This window comes from Actinobacillus ureae ATCC 25976, assembly GCF_000188255.1.
GTDB lineage: Bacteria > Pseudomonadota > Gammaproteobacteria > Enterobacterales > Pasteurellaceae > Actinobacillus > Actinobacillus ureae.
The window spans coordinates 555422-570319 of record NZ_GL831081.1; the positions used below are offsets into that span (position 1 = coordinate 555422).

General features: G+C 42.0%; 11 protein-coding genes and 4 pseudogenes. 4 read left to right on the forward strand and 11 right to left on the reverse strand.

Going from position 1 to position 14898, the window contains the following annotated elements:
- From glyS to glyQ, 5 genes are all read right to left on the reverse strand, one after another.
- Positions 1-1103 (reverse strand): glycine--tRNA ligase subunit beta (glyS, locus tag HMPREF0027_RS10510; RefSeq protein ID WP_005625087.1); only part of this gene is annotated, 1103 nt, incomplete at its 3' end.
- 116 nt (positions 1104-1219) lie between these two features.
- A complete protein-coding gene (locus HMPREF0027_RS10515) occupies positions 1220-1966 on the reverse strand; it encodes a bacteriocin class II family protein (RefSeq protein ID WP_005625089.1) in 747 nt (248 codons plus the stop codon).
- A 160-nt stretch (positions 1967-2126) separates the two neighbouring features.
- Positions 2127-3194, reverse strand: a complete 1068-nt coding sequence (locus HMPREF0027_RS10520) for a PDDEXK nuclease domain-containing protein (RefSeq protein ID WP_005625091.1) — start codon at positions 3192-3194, stop codon at positions 2127-2129.
- A 65-nt stretch (positions 3195-3259) separates the two neighbouring features.
- On the reverse strand, positions 3260-3526 hold the full coding sequence (locus HMPREF0027_RS10525) for a hypothetical protein (RefSeq protein ID WP_005625092.1): 267 nt from the start codon (positions 3524-3526) through the stop codon (positions 3260-3262).
- 47 nt (positions 3527-3573) lie between these two features.
- A complete protein-coding gene (glyQ, locus tag HMPREF0027_RS10530) occupies positions 3574-4482 on the reverse strand; it encodes a glycine--tRNA ligase subunit alpha (RefSeq protein WP_005625094.1) in 909 nt (302 codons plus the stop codon).
- Between the two features lie 191 nt (positions 4483-4673).
- Between glyQ and HMPREF0027_RS10535 the strand changes: the two are divergent.
- The 3 pseudogenes from HMPREF0027_RS10535 to torD all read left to right on the forward strand — a co-directional run bounded on the left by HMPREF0027_RS10535 (position 4674) and on the right by torD (position 8365).
- Positions 4674-5295, forward strand: a pseudogene (locus tag HMPREF0027_RS10535) (pentahemic C cytochrome).
- A 9-nt stretch (positions 5296-5304) separates the two neighbouring features.
- Positions 5305-7771: pseudogene (torA, locus tag HMPREF0027_RS10540) on the forward strand (trimethylamine-N-oxide reductase TorA).
- Positions 7771-8365 (forward strand): annotated as a pseudogene (torD, locus tag HMPREF0027_RS10545) (molecular chaperone TorD). The pseudogenes torA and torD overlap by 1 nt, the downstream one beginning before the upstream one ends.
- A gap of 42 nt (positions 8366-8407) precedes the next feature.
- Here the strand turns inward: torD and HMPREF0027_RS10550 are convergent.
- The 6 genes and pseudogenes from HMPREF0027_RS10550 to HMPREF0027_RS10575 form a co-directional block, all read right to left on the reverse strand.
- On the reverse strand, positions 8408-9259 hold the full coding sequence (locus tag HMPREF0027_RS10550; RefSeq protein WP_044024524.1) for an ATP-grasp domain-containing protein: 852 nt from the start codon (positions 9257-9259) through the stop codon (positions 8408-8410).
- 58 nt (positions 9260-9317) lie between these two features.
- Positions 9318-10424 (reverse strand): annotated as a pseudogene (locus HMPREF0027_RS10555) (ABC transporter substrate-binding protein).
- Between the two features lie 8 nt (positions 10425-10432).
- Positions 10433-10864, reverse strand: coding sequence for a pseudoazurin (locus tag HMPREF0027_RS10560; protein ID WP_005625116.1), 432 nt, complete (start codon positions 10862-10864; stop codon positions 10433-10435).
- A gap of 9 nt (positions 10865-10873) precedes the next feature.
- Complete coding sequence (locus tag HMPREF0027_RS10565; protein ID WP_005625118.1) at positions 10874-11641, reverse strand: ABC transporter ATP-binding protein; 768 nt, start codon at positions 11639-11641, stop codon at positions 10874-10876.
- Between the two features lie 15 nt (positions 11642-11656).
- Positions 11657-12694, reverse strand: coding sequence for a FecCD family ABC transporter permease (locus HMPREF0027_RS10570; RefSeq protein WP_005625120.1), 1038 nt, complete (start codon positions 12692-12694; stop codon positions 11657-11659).
- A 2-nt stretch (positions 12695-12696) separates the two neighbouring features.
- Complete coding sequence (locus tag HMPREF0027_RS10575) at positions 12697-13329, reverse strand: ABC transporter substrate-binding protein (RefSeq protein WP_005625122.1); 633 nt, start codon at positions 13327-13329, stop codon at positions 12697-12699.
- 229 nt (positions 13330-13558) lie between these two features.
- Here HMPREF0027_RS10575 and HMPREF0027_RS10580 point away from each other — a divergent pair, with 229 nt between their 5' ends.
- Positions 13559-14752, forward strand: coding sequence for a ribosomal protein uL16 3-hydroxylase (locus tag HMPREF0027_RS10580; protein ID WP_005625125.1), 1194 nt, complete (start codon positions 13559-13561; stop codon positions 14750-14752).
- Positions 14753-14898 lie beyond the last annotated feature (146 nt).

Below are 14898 nucleotides of genomic sequence, written 5' to 3' on the forward strand. Positions count from 1 at the left end.
ATACGAGCGGTTTTATCACGTAACGTACCTAATTGTTGTTGGAACAACACTGTTTCAAGGCGTGGTAAACGATCCTCTAAACGCTGTTTTAAGTCGGTTTTGAAGAAGAATTCCGCATCGGTTAAACGTGGGCGAACCACTTTTTCATTACCTTCGATGATTGCGGTTGGATCTTCCGGATTGATGTTCGACACAAAGATAAAGTGCGGTAATAATTTGCCGTCTTTATCATAGATTGGGAAGTATTTTTGGTCGCCTTTCATTGTATAAACTAAGGCTTCCGCAGGCACAGCAAGAAAACGCTCCTCAAATTTTGCGGTTAATACGTTCGGGAACTCAACCAATGAAGTCACTTCATCTAATAAGTCTTCTTCGATGTCCGCCACGCCACCTAAAGCGGTCGCTTCTTCTTGCGATTTTGCAAGAATCAATGCTTTACGCTCGTTGAAGTCGGCAACCACCATACCTTTTTCACGTAATGCAGTAAGGTATTCGTCTGCATGTGAAATGGTAAATTCATGCTCGCCTAAGAAGCGGTGTCCACGTACCACGTTGGCGATTTTCACACCTAAAATTTCGCCTTCGATTAGCTCACCACCAAAGAATAAGGTAACCGTATGCACAGGACGTACGAATTGTTCAGTTTTATCGCCCCAACGCATCATTTTTGGAATCGGTAAATTCGCTAGCGAGCGAGAGATAATGTCCACCAATAAATTTTTAGTTGGCTGACCTTCAATCACCGCACGGTGAACCAACCATTCGCCTTTGTCGGTCGCCAAACGTTCCGCTTGATCCACAGAAATGCCACAGCCTCTCGCCCAGCCTTCTGCTGCTTTAGTCGGATTGCCGTCTGCGTCAAACGCCGCTGACACCGCAGGACCACGTTTCTCAATTTCTTTGCTTGGTTGAGCAGTCGCCAAACCTAACATCTTTACCGCCAAACGACGTGGTGCAGCAAACCATTCTACTTTCTCGAATGATAAACCCGATTGGTTTAATTCGTTTTCTACATTCTCCGCAAACGCGGTCGCTAATTTTTTGAGTGCCTTCGGTGGCAACTCTTCAGTGCCGATCTCGGCGAGGAAGTTTTGTGTTGTCATTTTGTTCTCTCAGGTAGGGTGTATTTGAATACACCATGTAATTTTAAACTTTTATGATCTGCGATAATCAAACCCAAAATTATAGAATAATTTCAGTATATTATTCATTGCGCCTTTTATTTTCCGATCAGGTCTTTTTTAAGAATATTAAACTCATCTTCACTAATAGCATTAGAATCTTTAAGTGAAATTAACCTTTCTAATTTAGCAATCAAATCAACATCTTTTTCTTTGGTTTCTTCAAATCCATATTTTGTATTTTTAATCATTACTTCAAAATAGCCATACCAAGTTCTTGCTTCCTTAGAAATATTGTCATATGCCTTGGATAATGCATCTTTATCTATTTCTCCATTAAGAAAATCTATATCATAGATAGGATTTAATTTATCGTTTACTATTAATCTGATTTCAATTTTATTTACCGTGGCACTGCTTTTTGTACTTCCACCTAAACCACCTATAATAGCACCAACCCCACCAAATAGAGCCCCACCAACTACAGCTCCACCAATAGAGCGAGAAGAACTAGTAACTGAATTCCCTCCTTCAAAAAGTTCCACTTTTAAAATATCTTCTGCTTTTAGATACTTAAAATTTTCTTCGGAATGGTTCTCTTTACCTTTAGGTATTTTATCTAATTCAATTAAACAAATGTTATTCAATTCTAGATCTATTGCAACAAGCATTTTTTGCCCATAATGTTTATGTTCTATGGGAAATTTAGATACCTGTTTAAATATTAAATCCGCTCTTGATTTTCTTCTTTTCTCAAAATAAGAGATAGGAAGTATGATAAATAAATATACGCCAAGAACAAAAAGAATAGCTGTGTATACAAGTAAGATTAAAAAATCAGACATATTAAATCCTCAATAATATTATAAATATAAGATGAAAATTTATACTCAATTCGCTTAAATTTTATCGCTAGTTTGTTATCCCCATACTTACGTATGAGGTTACGCATAGTGCGGTTGCTCCGTAACCTATTTTACTTGCCGCAAAGCGACAACACTATGCTTAACCTAGTACGTCAGTATTAGGGGGTGCTATAAATCTTTGCTTCGCCCTTTCCACCGCCAAATGCAACCGTTGTTCCAGCACTTCTTTACTTGGCAAGACGGTGTTGTATTCTGCAATATGAATATCCGACTGCTTTAAATCCAACAACTCCACCTGCTCTTGCTTTTTCGATGTGCAAAGAATAATCCCAAGCGGTGGGTTTTCATCGGCTTCTTGCTCATATTTTGCTAACCACGCCAAATATAATTCCATTTGGCTTTTATGTGCGTGTTTAAAGGCTTCGGTTTTCAGTTCAATGGCAATCAAGCGTTTGAGTTTCCGATTATAAAACAGCAAGTCGATATAAAAATCATCATTATCGATCTGAATACGCTTTTGGCGAGCGACAAAAGTAAAGCCTGCTCCCAATTCCAATAAGAATTGTTCGATCTCTCGTAAAATCGCATCTTCCAGATCTTTTTCCATATAACGATCATTAAGCTCAAGAAAATCCAAAATATAGGGATCTTTTAACACTAATGATTGATTATACTCGCCTTTTTCTCTTAATAACGCCAGCTCTTGCACAATGGTTTCATCAGGCTTCTTAGAAATTGCTGTACGTTCAAATAATAGCGAACCAATACGATCATCGAGTGTTCTTACTGACCATCTTTCCTGTGCTGCCATTGTGGCGTAGAAATCACGTTTTATTGGATCGTCAATAACAAAAAGTTTAGTAAAATGTGTCCAGCTCAATTTTGCAATCAGTGATTGCAAAATCTCAATATCAGGAAATTGTGATGCAAATTGCATCATATATCCTAAATTTCTTTTACTCCAACCTTTCCCAAATTGCTTGGTTAAATGGGTAGATAATTTAGGAATAATATCTTCCCCATATTTTGCACGCTCACCCTGCAAAATATAATCATTAATCCGCTTGCCAATATGCCAGTAAAGCAACGTTAATTCTGCATTCACAGCCACCGTCATTCTCTGTTTAGACGAATGAATTAGCTGGCTGATTTCACTGATAAATGCTTTTGAATGTTCAGCTTGTGTGATTAACTGATTTTCAGTCATATCGTTTCCTTTACTGGATCTGCAATCTTTTTAGCTTGTAACTGAGCGACAATTCTATGCTTAACCTAGTACGTCAATGCTAGGGGCAACTCAGCTAAATCCAACACCACTCTCTCATCTTCCAACATCAACGCAGGAATGCCGATATAGCCATTTGCTTTGGCGTTATCAAACGCAGGGTGACGGTCACGTAATCCGAGAAATGGTTTAAGATTTGCACCACTTTGGGTAATATCCACCGCTTCGTAATCCACACCTAGACGTTGTAATTCAGCGACAAATGGGGCGGTATCGGAGCACCAGTGGGCGAAATATAAAATAGGTTTTTGCATAATTTTTCCTTTGTTTAAGGGCAAATGTCATTTGCCCCTACCAATAATTATTTTTTGCAACCTGGGAACCCTAACGCTTCACGGCTTGCATAGTAGGCTTCTGCCACGCCTTTGGTGAGGGTGCGGATGCGTAAAATATAGCGTTGGCGTTCGGTTACCGAAATCGCTTTGCGTGCGTCTAGCATATTGAAGCTGTGTGCCGCTTTTAAAATGCGTTCGTAAGCTGGTAATGGTAACGGTTTTTCGAGAGCCAATAATTCCGTCGCTTCTTTTTCGTATTGTTCGAACGCTTTGAATAAGAAATCTACGTCTGCGTATTCAAAGTTGTAAGTTGATTGTTCTACTTCATTTTGGTGGAACACGTCGCCGTAAGTAGTTTTGCCTAATGGGCCGTCTGACCATACGAGGTCGTACACGCTGTCCACGCCTTGAATGTACATTGCTAAACGCTCTAAACCGTAAGTCACTTCGCCCGTTACAGGTTTACATTCTAAGCCACCTACTTGTTGGAAATAGGTAAACTGGGTTACTTCCATACCGTTTAACCATACTTCCCAGCCTAAGCCCCAAGCACCTAATGTTGGGTTTTCCCAGTTATCTTCCACAAAACGGATATCGTTTTTGGTCGGATCGAAACCAAGCATTTCAAGTGAACCTAAATAAAGTTCTTGGATGTTATCTGGAGATGGCTTAATTACCACTTGGAATTGATAATAGTGTTGTAAACGGTTTGGGTTTTTGCCATAGCGACCGTCAGTCGGGCGGCGTGAAGGTTGAACGTAAGCGAACGCCATTGGCTCAGAGCCTAAGGCACGAAGTGCGGTCATCGGGTGCGATGTACCAGCGCCCACTTCCATATCAAATGGTTGAACAATAGTGCAACCTACGTTTGCCCAGTAATCTTGTAGGGCTAAAATCATACCTTGGAATGTTTTTACGTTAAATTTTGTTGTCATTTTGCGATTCCTAAAAAATTCGTTCAAAAATACTGGTTATTATAGCCTGTAAGCGGTCGAATTTTGGAAATTTTTTGCAAATTTCTTTCCGAATAATAATAGTTATTATTTTATGACTTATATCAACATAGCTTTAAGCCTATGTTTGTTAAAATAGTTGAATAATTCAACATTATCCTCCGAGATTTTCTATGAAATCTGTTTGGCTGCTTGGTGTAAGTTTGCTGACATTCTGTTCTGCAAGTTTCGCCCAAAATTCCACCGCTTACACTCCCTCCGAACTAGCTCTTTTCGCTGACGAATCCCTCAAGCAATCCATTGGGCAGCTTGAAGCCGGTGTGCCGATTAAACTATTGCAATCCAAACAAGATGCCTCACAAATTGAGTTGGAAATGTGGCGTAAAAAAAAAGGTTTCGGGCGCATTTGGTATAACCAATTTTCCAAACAAATTACCGATGCGATAATGGATAAAAACTTTATGCAAAATAACCCTACGTTTGAAGTGCTTGAGAGCAAAGAAGATCCGCTTACCGGTTTAGTGTGGCAGAAAGTCAAATTACAAGCGTGGGTAAAAAATTCTAAATTTACCGACAGCCTAACAGATTTTTTGGGCAAATGCGGAACAAACCTTCAAGACCGAATGTAGCGTTTGCCACAAACAACGTGATACCAAAATGCACGATGCGAACGAATGGGTTGCCGTATTTAACGGTATGGTCGGTTTTACCGATATGGACGAGCCGACCCGTAAACAGGTGCTACGCTATTTGCAAATGCACGCCTCAGACAGCCAACCGAAAGCCGCTAAATAAGGAGTTTGTATGTCATCATCACTTTCAACTTCACGCCATCAATTTTTAAAAAATATGTCGCTGATGGCGGCTTCTATGGCGATGCCGAATTTCCTTATGCCGAGAGCAAATGCCGAGGTTTCACAAGCGGTCGAAAACGGCTGGAAAATTACCGGCGCACAATGGGGTGCAGTGCGAGCCAAAATCGAAAAAGGTCGCATTGCCGAAATTAAACCGTTCGAGCTGGATAAACATCCGACCGAAATGATTAACGGTATTAAAGACTTAGTGTACGGTGAAGCACGCATTCGTTATCCAATGATGCGTTTAGATTGGCTCAAAAACCGTCATAACAGTAATAAAACACAACGTGGTGATAACCGTTTTGTGCGAGTCCGTTGGGATGAAGCACTTGACCTTTTCTATGAAGAACTTGAGCGTATTCAGCAAAATTACGGCCCTTGGGCATTACATACCGCCAACGTCGGTTGGCGTTCTTCCGGTCAATTCCATAGCTGCGGTAACCATATGATCCGCGCAATTGCGATGCACGGCTCAAGTGTAGGTACGGTCGGCGATTACTCCACCGGTGCGGGGCAAACCATTTTGTCTTATGTGTTAGGCTCAACCGAAGTGTATTCACAAGGAACATCATGGGAAGTTATTCTTAAAGAAACCGAGAATTTAATTTTCTGGGCAAGCGATCCTGTCAAAAACTTGCAAGTCGGCTGGAATTGCGAAACACACGAATCTTACGGCTATCTGGAACAGCTCAAACAGAAAGTAGCGGAGCAAAAAATCAATGTGATTAGCGTTGATCCGGTGAAAAGCAAAACTTCCTTGGTTGTAAACAGCTTTATATCAATCCGCAAGCGGATGTGCCGTTTATGTTGGCGATTGCTCACACCTTATATCGTGAGAATTTATACGACAAAGCGTTTATTGATATGTACACGCACGGCTTTGAACAATTTGTGCCTTACTTACTCGGCGAAACCGAAGACAAAATTGAGAAAACGGCCGAATGGGCAGCTCCGATTTGCGGTATTGAAGCGGAAGAAATCCGTAAATTTGCCCGTATGTTAGCCGGTAAACGTACCCAACTGATTTTCGGTTGGGCAATTCAACGCCAACAGCACGGTGAACAGCCTTACTGGATGGGTGCGGTTTTAGCCGCTATGCTCGGACAAATCGGGCTTGCCGGCGGTGGTATCAGTTATGCACACCATTACAGCTCTATCGGCGTATCTAGTTCTGGTGCGGCAATGCCAAGCTCCTTCCCGTCTAATTTGGACGAAGGACAAACCGTTAAATATACTAATAAAGATTACCAAGGTTATAGTGAGGTGATTCCGGTCACTCGTACTACCGATTCTTTACTTCACTCCGGCAAAACCATTGATTACAACGGCAGAAAAATTACCTATGCACCGTATAAAATGGCGATTTTCTCCGGTTGTAACCAATGGAGCCGCCAGTCCGATTTAAATAAGATGAAACGCTCCTTCCAAAAATTGGAAATCGTGGTGTCGATTAACTATAGCTGGACGGCATCTCCGATATTGTTTTACCGGCTTGCACGCCGTTTGAACGTAACGATATTGATGCCTACGGTTCTTACAGCAACCGAGGCGTTTTAGCGATGCAAAAATTGATTGAGCCGTTATATGAGTCTCGCCCTGATTTCGAGATTTTCAAAGACTTATGTCGCCGATTCGGCAAAGAAAAAGAATATTGCCGAGGTATGGACGAAATGGCGTGGTTAGAACGTTTATACAAAGACTGTCGCAATGAAAACCGTGGCAAATTTACGATGCCGTCTTTCGCTGAATTTTGGCAAAAAGGTTATGTGCTGTTCCCAGAGGGCAAACCTTGGATACGTCATGCTGATTTCCGTGAAGATCCGGAATTACACGCACTCGGCACACCTTCCGGCTTTATCGAAATCTTTAGCCGTAAAATTGCGAGTTTCGGTTATGCCGACTGTAAAGGCCACCCGATGTGGTTTGAAAAAGCGGGACGTTCGCACGGTGGGCCGAAATCGGATAAATATCCGTTCTGGCTACGATCCGTGCATCCGGATAAACGCTTACATTCACAGCTATGTGAAGCCAAATCGTTACGTGAAACCTACAGCGTGCAAGGACAAGAACCGTTTTATATGAATCCGCAAGACGCAGCAAAATTAGGCATTAAAGACGGCGATTTAGTGCGTGTCTATAATGAACGTGGGCAAGTGTTAGTCGGTGCGGTATTATCCGATAACTTCCCAAGCGGCGTGGTACGCTTACAAGAAGGAGCGTGGTTCTCACCGCTTGACGAAAGCGTGGGAGCGATTGATACCTACGGCTGCCCGAATACTCTAACTCTCGATATCGGCGCTTCAAGTTTATCGCAAGCGACTTGCGTAAGCACCTGTTTAGTGAATGTAGAAAAATGGCAAGGCGATGCACCGGCAGCGAACGGTTTCAGCGGCCCGACAGAGGCAACTCGTTAATGGCAACGCAATTACTCAGTTCGGAAGAACGACTATTCTGTTACCGCTGGTTCCATTCGTTACTTGCTAAAGAACTATCGGAACCGCAGCTACAGGCATTACAAGCGGGTCAATTTTCCTCATTTTTTGCATTTCTTGCCGAGCTTGACTTTCAGCCACAGGTTACCGACTTGCAAAATGAATTGGCAAAATTGACCGCTTACGATTCACCTCGCTTAGAACTGGCGGCAGATTTTGCACAATGCTTTTTATTGGAGGGCAAAAAGTTCCTTGCCTTACTCCTCTTACTATTTGGATGAACGGGATCTCAGCAAAAATCTCGCGGTAATGGATCAATGGCTAACGAAATTTCAGCTTAAAATCAATCGGTTACATAATGAACCAAGCGATCACCTCTGTATTTATTTAGAAGTGTTGATCAAACTGATTGAAACAGAACAGCCGATTCAGGTTCAGCAACAATTTATCCGACAGCAATTACTCAGCTGGCTACCGCAATGGGCGGAGAAAACCGCCCAAATTCACAATAGTACCGCATTTTATCAAATCATTAGTGATTTGTTGCTTGATTTTCTGCAACAAGATATTGCTTAACCACAAAGCTTAACGGACGCTGGTTTGGCGTCCGTTAAGCGGTCAAATTTCTGTTATTTTTTGCATCAGCACCTGTACCAATCGTGTCACTGCTTGTGGATCCGTATGCAGGTACAATGCCGGTTCGATCAATTCCAATTCATTCAGCAAAAATCGATCACCAATAATCGTGCCGTCTACCCGTGCATAACTTGGCATTTCAGGCAATCTCATCAAAACATCTCGTGCTTGTTGAATAATATTTTGTGGAGGGGCTGTCGGTAAAATTGCCACGCCATAAGCTGAATTTGCCCGCCATTCGCCTTTGGGCGGTTGGCGTCTTACCGCATGGCTAAATTCACCGGCAAAGAAAATCAAACTGGTTTCGCCATACTCCGCCACTTCCGCAATATAGGGTTGTAACACGATTTGTTGTCCCAAATAGGATCTAAAATCCGGTATCGGTTGCTCCGCTTGCCATTTGATGACCGCATTACCGCTCTGCCCGATCGCCGGTTTGATCACCACAGCTTGTCCGTTTTGATGGTACGGCTGACAAGCGGTCTGGATTTGGGCGAGATCCGCCAATAATAGTTGGCTTGAAATCACATCTACACCCATTTGTTGTAAATCCAGTAAATAGCTTTTGTGCATATTCCAATCCATTAACCGAACAGGATTTGCAAATTTTTGCCCGAATTCGACCGCTTGTTGCAGCCATTGGCGGAAGCATTCCGGCTGTTGGGCGTAATCCCACGCACAAAGCGGTAAAATAACATCAGCTTGCGGTTGATTTTGCCAACAATCCACTTTCACTTGCAGTCCATTAGCCTGTAATAAGCGAACCAGTGGTTGTAAATTTTTGGGAAGATTGGGGTAAGTTTGGCAGGTAGTAATGGCTATCGAATGTGACATCATAATCGGCTCAAAAAAGGCAAGTGAGCCAAAGCCCGCTTGCCGTGAGATTAACAGGTTATTTTAACTTAATAAAAAATGTGCCTTGCGGTACAACCGGCAGATATTGACGGTGAAAATCCAAATAAGTTTTCTCCGGATCAATATCTTTAAACTGTTCAGGATAAAGCGTTTTCGCCATAAATTGCGCACTGGCTAAGTCGGTAATCGAACGAGATGCTGTGTGATAAACCCCATACACATTGCCTTTTTTCACCGCCGATACGTTCGACCAACCGGCACGCTGAGTAAAACCGGCAAGGCGTTTTTGTGCATCTTCTTCACTGATATTAATCCCCATCGCCATAATTTGGGCATTCTTATCGGTACCCATTTCCGTACCGGAAATAATCACCACCTCCGGATTAGACGCTAAAAATTGCTCCGGATTAATCGGCCCCCAGTTTTCAATAAACGGTGCAGCAATATTGTCGCCACCAACCGTATTCGCAATCGCTCCCCACATATTTTTACCGAAAGTGAAGCTATATTCCGCCGGACCTTTATTACCAAATTCCACGTAAATTTTCGGTGGTTTTTGACCGCTTGCCGCCACACGTTGTTGGATCGCTTTAATTCCTTGTTTATATTCGTTTGCGATTTGATTTGCACGTATTTCCGTACCGGCGAGTTGTCCGAAAAGTTGGATACTTTTCGTGTGTTTCGCTGCGGTTTGTGCATTGAAATCCACTACAACAATCGGAATACCGGCTTGTTCGATACGAGGAATATCGGCGGCGATTGTTTGATATTGCCAATCGGCTAACACCAATACATCCGGTTTTAACGCCAAGGTTTTTTCCAATGAGAACGTCCCAGTATTGATATTACCGATATCTGCCATTTCCGCTAAATTCGGTAACGCTTTACTAAATAAAGCTCAGCTACCGGGGTTAAATTTTTCCCAAAACTCACGCGAAATGCCGACAACATTTTTGAAATTCTCCGAACCGGTTGCGGCAATATAATCCGGATAATAAAAGCCAAGCACGATACGTTTCGCCGGTACATCAACTTTTACTTGGCGATCTAAGACATCTTGTAATACTTTTACTTCCGCTTGCGCCGAAACTCCGGCAAATAGTAACGTGCTGGCAATAAGATGTTTAAAATACTGCTTTTTCATTGTCATCCTTATTTCACTTGCTCAAGATATTCAAATAAACGACCTTTATGCTCTGTGGTACGCTTCTCAATTTTTTCAACTTCTTTGGTCGCGTTTTTTAAATTGGTCGGTTTGCCTACTTGGATAATACCGCTCATATTCATCATACGATGAGGAGGGCAAACATACACGTAGACGCCCTCATGGGTGAGCGTTAAACTAAATTTTTCATCTTCTTTCGAGAGGAATTTCTCTGCGCCTTCTGGCACTGTTTTACTTTGCACCCAATGACCTTTATTAGTCGGCACGAAAGTGACCGTATCGCCAACTTCCGCTTTTAAAAAGCCCGGTTCAAACACCATACCACCGCCTTTACCGTTATCTAACATTTTAACTTCGTGATCTGCAGCCAACACAGCGCCTGAAAAAGCGAGTAAGGTTGCTAATAATACTTTTTTCATTTTTTACTCCTAATGCGAATGACGTAACGGACGAATCACCGGTTGTCCGGTACTGTCATATAAAATTTCAATCTCAACATTATACAACTGACGAATAAGATCAGCCTGTAACACTTGTTTTGCATCACCGAAAGCTTGTAATTTACCGTTACCCAATAAAATCACCTGATCAGAAAATTGAGCGGCAAGGCTCAAGTCGTGTAACACTATGAGCGTAATCAGATTATTTTGTTGCGTATATTGGCAAACATGTTCCAATAAATTAATTTGGTGGTGCATATCCAACGCACTAACCGGTTCATCTAACAATAAGATTTCCGGCTGACGCAATAATACTTGGGCAAACATCACCATTTGTCGCTGACCGCCACTTAGCTGCATGACATCTTGGTGAGCGAGATGTGCAATACCGAGTTTCTGCATAATGGTGGCGACTTCGGTCAACAACTCGTCACTCACGTGCATATTTAGTGCTTCCATTCTGCCGAGTAAAATCACTTCTAATGCGGTCAACGATGCGTCAACTTGCGTATCTTGCGGCATATAGCCGATACGTTTACGCCATGCCGAAATCGCCCGTTTATTCAGTATCTGATCCGCATAATGAATTTGCCCTTTACAGCCGATTGCACCAAAAATCGTTTTTAATAGTGAGGATTTTCCCGCCCCGTTTGGACCTAATACCGTATAGACTTTGCCCTTTTCGAGCGATAAATCTAATTGGTCGGCAATAACAAGCGAGCCTCGCTTAATATGTACATTTGCAAGTTTTAACATAAATTCTACCGCTTGTTATCTCTTAGTAAGCACAATCCAAAAGAAGAAAGGCACGCCAACAAATGAGGTAATAATCCCCACCGGAAACAATGCGCCGGGTACAATCACTTTAGATAATACCGATGCAACCGATAAAAACGCTGCGCCGATAAGCATTGCACTGGGTAGGAAAAAGCGTTGATCTTCGCCCAATAACATCCGCGCCACATGCGGTGCGACCAAACCGATAAAACCGATAATCCCAACGAAGCTAATCGCAGTGGCGGTCATAATTGCCACTAAAACTAACGTTTTTAAACGCAAGCGTTGCAGATTTATCCCTAGGCTCAGTGCACGTGCCTCACCTAAACGTAAAGCGGTCAATTTCCATAAATCTTTTGCAAGTAAGCTAACGCACACAATCGTAACCACAGTCGCAATCGAGAGGTTTTCCCAAGTCGCTTTAGTTAAACTGCCGAATAACCAGAATAGAATTTGTTGGGAAATTTCCGGAGCCGCAATAAATTGGATTAGAGATAACAATGATTGAAATAAAAACAATAACGCAATACCGACTAACACTAACATCGCAGAACTAAAACGGCGCATTGAAGCAAACACAAACAAAATACCGGATGCCAGCATCGTCATCACAAAAGCACCTAATGGCACGGCAAATGCCGAAGGCAAACCGAAACCACCGAACGCAATTACCGTTGAAGCGCCTAAACCGGCCGCTGCGGCTAAACCTAAGGTATAAGGGCTTGCCATCGGGTTATTCAACAAGGTTTGAATCTCCGCACCGCCAACACCTAATGCCGCCCCAACTACCAACGCCATTAATGCCATGGGTAAACGTAAGTCATAAACGATGACATTCGTGGTAGTTTCCACATTTTCAAAACGTAATAACGCTTTTACCACTTCATCCAATGGCAACATCGAAGGACCAGTGACAATATCAAATACCAAACCGATTAAACTGATTGCCAGGAAAGTAAGAACGATAAACCAACGCTTGCGTTCCAGCTTGCGTTGGTTTTGAACGATCTTTTCAATCGTTATCTGACTCATGACTATTTACTCTCTGGATAGAGGTAGAAAGTCCCTTGCGGCACAATAGGTAAGTTTTTACGGTAAAACTCTTGATAAGTTTTAGTCGAGTCTAAATCTTTGAATAGTTCCGGATAAATTGCTTTCGCCACAAATTGAATTGAAGCACTATCGGAAAGTGTACGAGAATTAGCATGATATACACCGTATAAACGCTGATTTTTAATTGCCGGCAATTCAGACCAACCGGGGCGTTTTGCAAAGCCGGCTAAGCGTTTTTGCTCTTCTTGTTTATCAATATTAAAGCCTGCTACCATTGCTTCCGGATTTTTCTTCAGTTCGGTCTCACGTCCAGAAATGATCAGCACATCCGGTTTAGCCGCAACCACTAATTCCGAATTAATCGGGCTGTAAAATTCCACCGCATTTTTAGCAATATTTTCTGCACCGACTAAGTCAATCATCGCCCCCCACATACTTTTACCGAACGTAAAACTATGATAGTTAAACGCGAGTACCACTCGTTTAGCCGGCAACTCAACCGTCACTTTACGCTCAAGTATATCGGTAATTTCAGTTGGCTTCGCATTAGCCAATCCGGATAATGTAAATAATGTTGCTAATGCAGCTGCTGTTAATTTTATTGCCCGTAACATAAACACACACCTTATAAATAAAAAATTAAACTAAATCATTCTTTCTATATTTATTTTAATATATTTCCAACAAATGAAAATCATTACTAATTGTCTTTAATCAAATTTTGTGAGCTTTATCACAAAAGTAAAACATTTTCCTCACTAATTAGCTGACATAGTGCAAGAAATTCAAACATTTATCAGGTAGAATAGTTTCAATCAAAGAGAAAAGACATGAGGAGCATCTATGAACATTCCATTCTGCTTACCTGAAAATATTAGCCCGGAAACTTTCTTACGTGATTATTGGCAAAAACGACCGCTTTTAATCCGTAACGGCTTACCACAAATTGTCGGATTATTCGAGCCGGAAGATATTATGGAGTTAGCGTTAGAAGAGGAAATCACTGCTCGCTTAATCAAATGTGAAAATGAGCAATGGTCGGTTAAAACCAGCCCATTTACGGAAAGTGATTTACAAGATCTGCCGGCCCAATTCTCTGTAATGGTACAAAACTTGGAACAATGGTCACCGGAACTTGGTGCATTGTGGCAAGCGTTCAGCTTCTTACCGCAATGGCAACGTGACGACATTATGGTCTCTTGCTCGCCTAAAGGCGGTACGGTCGGTAAGCATTATGATGAATACGATGTTTTTCTCGTACAAGGTTACGGTCAGCGCCGTTGGCAACTCGGAAAATGGTGCGTTCCATCTACAGAATTTAAACCGAACCAACCTATCCGTATTTTCGATGATATGGGCGAATTGGTGTTAGATGAAGTGATGAATCCGGGTGATGTACTTTATGTACCTTCTCGTATGGCTCACTATGGTGTATCGGAAACCGAAGGACTAACATTCTCATTCGGCTTACGCTACCCGAATGCGGCGGATTTACTCGAGAATTTCTGCAAAACATTAGAACACCATTCGGAAGTGATTGCCGGCTCGGAATTTAATATCCCATTCCGCCTTGCGCCACATGAACAGCCGAATGCGTTACTTGATCCGAAAATGGTAAAAGTGTTGAAGCATCAATTAATCGACTTATTACAAAACTCTGATCAATTTGATGAAATCTTTACTCACAGCGTTGCTACTGCGGTAAGTTCTCGTCGTTATGATTTACTACAAACAGATAACGAATACTATCCGGATGAAGTACAAGGTATTTTGGAAGAAGGTGGTTGGATTCAACAAGACGCGAATGTCAAAATGCTTTATACCGAAAATCCGCAACGTATTTATGTAAACGGTGAGTGGATTGACGAGCTAAATGAAGCGGAACAAAATCTATTAATTCGTATTGCTAACGGTGATGCAATCTCTTGGAACAAGCTAGCGTCAAAAGTGAAAAACCAAGAAGAGCTTGAGTTATTGTTAGATACTATTTGTGATTGGCTCGATAGCGGTTGGGTGATTTTAGAAGAATCGGAATAAACCATTCATTTCATTTTTAGTAATCAGTAAAGGCGGGTAGATACCTGCCTTTATTTTTACAAACGTACAAGCGGTCTGATTTCCACAAGCTTTTGCAAAAAATTAGCTAAAATTAACCGCTTGTTATATTGCGTACATAAAAGAAA

Bases quoted from the DNA above. Each gene is read 5' to 3' on its own strand.
- HMPREF0027_RS10550 (WP_044024524.1), bottom strand. From the start codon at position 9,259: ATGTCACATTCGATAGCCATTACTACCTGCCAAACTTACCCCAATCTT.
- HMPREF0027_RS10560 (WP_005625116.1), bottom strand. From the start codon at position 10,864: ATGAAAAAAGTATTATTAGCAACCTTACTCGCTTTTTCAGGCGCTGTG.
- HMPREF0027_RS10565 (WP_005625118.1), bottom strand. From the start codon at position 11,641: ATGTTAAAACTTGCAAATGTACATATTAAGCGAGGCTCGCTTGTTATT.
- HMPREF0027_RS10575 (WP_005625122.1), bottom strand. From the start codon at position 13,329: ATGTTACGGGCAATAAAATTAACAGCAGCTGCATTAGCAACATTATTT.
- HMPREF0027_RS10580 (WP_005625125.1), top strand. From the start codon at position 13,559: ATGAACATTCCATTCTGCTTACCTGAAAATATTAGCCCGGAAACTTTC.
- HMPREF0027_RS10515 (WP_005625089.1), bottom strand. From the start codon at position 1,966: ATGTCTGATTTTTTAATCTTACTTGTATACACAGCTATTCTTTTTGTT.
- HMPREF0027_RS10520 (WP_005625091.1), bottom strand. From the start codon at position 3,194: ATGACTGAAAATCAGTTAATCACACAAGCTGAACATTCAAAAGCATTT.
- HMPREF0027_RS10570 (WP_005625120.1), bottom strand. From the start codon at position 12,694: ATGAGTCAGATAACGATTGAAAAGATCGTTCAAAACCAACGCAAGCTG.
- HMPREF0027_RS10525 (WP_005625092.1), bottom strand. From the start codon at position 3,526: ATGCAAAAACCTATTTTATATTTCGCCCACTGGTGCTCCGATACCGCC.
- glyQ (WP_005625094.1), bottom strand. From the start codon at position 4,482: ATGACAACAAAATTTAACGTAAAAACATTCCAAGGTATGATTTTAGCC.